The organism is Deltaproteobacteria bacterium (assembly GCA_016875395.1).
Classification (GTDB): Bacteria; Myxococcota_A; UBA9160; order UBA9160; family UBA6930; genus VGRF01.
This window is the reverse complement of sequence record VGRF01000084.1, coordinates 1-1,362: the sequence shown is the minus strand read 5'-3', so window position 1 is coordinate 1,362 and position 1,362 is coordinate 1. Positions and strand designations below refer to the sequence as shown.

Annotated in this window: 1 protein-coding gene; it reads left to right on the top strand. The window is 68.9% G+C overall.

Going from position 1 to position 1,362, the window contains the following annotated elements; all coding sequences use genetic code 11:
* The coding region (locus FJ091_22230) for an SLBB domain-containing protein (protein ID MBM4386067.1) at nucleotides 1–1,362 on the top strand (1,362 nt) is incomplete at both ends.

Genomic DNA, 1,362 nt, shown 5'->3' with positions numbered 1-1,362 from the left:
GCTCTACGAGATCCGGCCGGGCTCGACGCTGGCAGACCTGGTTCAGCTCGCCGGCGGCCTGGCTCCCCGCGCCGACGCGCGCGAGGCGCGCCTCGAGCGAATCAACGAGCGTGGCGAGCGCGTTGTCGTCAACGTGGCACTCGGCTCGCCCGAAGCGCGCGCACTGAAACTCCGCAACGGCGACCGCCTACGCGTGAACCCGATCCGCGACACGCTCGAGGGCGCGGTGCTCGTCGACGGCCACGTACTGCGGCCCGGCGCGCACGAACATCGCCCCGGGCTTCGCATCAGCGACGTGCTCTCGTTCGCCGACCTGCGCCCGAAGGCGGACACGCATTACGTGCTCATTCGACGCGAGCTGCCGCCAGACCGACGGCTCATCGCGCTCTCTGCGGATCTCGCGGCTGCCCTCGCGAACCGGGGCTCTGAGAACGATGTCGAGTTGGAGCCACGCGATCAGCTCACCGTGTTCGATTTGCAGTCGGGCCGCGACCGGGCCGTCTCGGCGATCGTGCGCGAGCTGCGCTCTCAGGCGACCCACGACGCGCCGCTGCAAGTTGTGAGCATCGCCGGGCGTGTGCGGGCGCCGGGCCAGTATCCGCTCGAGCCGGGCATGCGCGTGAGCGACCTGCTGCGCGCAGGCGGCAGCCTCGAAGACGCCGCATACGGCGGGAGCGCAGAGCTCACACGCCAGCAGGTTTTAGACGGCGAGTTTCGCAAGGCCGAGCTCGTGAAGATCGACCTCGCCGCAGTCATTCGGGGCGACGATTCCGCGGACAGTGAGCTCGCTCCGTACGACACCCTCACCATCCAAGAGCTCCCGGAGTGGCGAGAGGACGAGTCCGTCACGCTGGTGGGCGAGGTGCGCTTCCCTGGCGATTACCCGCTTCGCCGAGGAGAGACCCTCCACTCCGTGCTCCAGCGTGCGGGGGGACTCACCGAGCTCGCATTCCCCGAGGGCGCAATCTTCATGCGCGAAGACCTGCGCGAGCGCGAGCAGCAGCAGCTCGACGTACTCGCGCAGCGTCTGCGGCGCGACCTCGCGATGCTCGCCCTCCAAGGTGGCGCGCAGACGCCGCCGGCGATCTCCGTTGCAGAGTCGCTGCTCGCGCAGCTCGAGAGCACCGCCGCGGTGGGCCGTTTGGTGATCGACGTCGAGGCCATCGCCGGAGGTTCTCCCGGCGGTCCATCCGACATCGTGCTCCGGCCGGGAGATCGTCTGCTCGTTCCAAAGCAGTCCCAGGAAGTCACCGTGATCGGCGAGGTGCAGAACGCCACCTCGCACCGCTGGTCCGAGCACTATTCGCGCAACGACTACGTCGACCTCAGCGGCGGCTTCTCGACCAAGGCGGACAAGAAGCG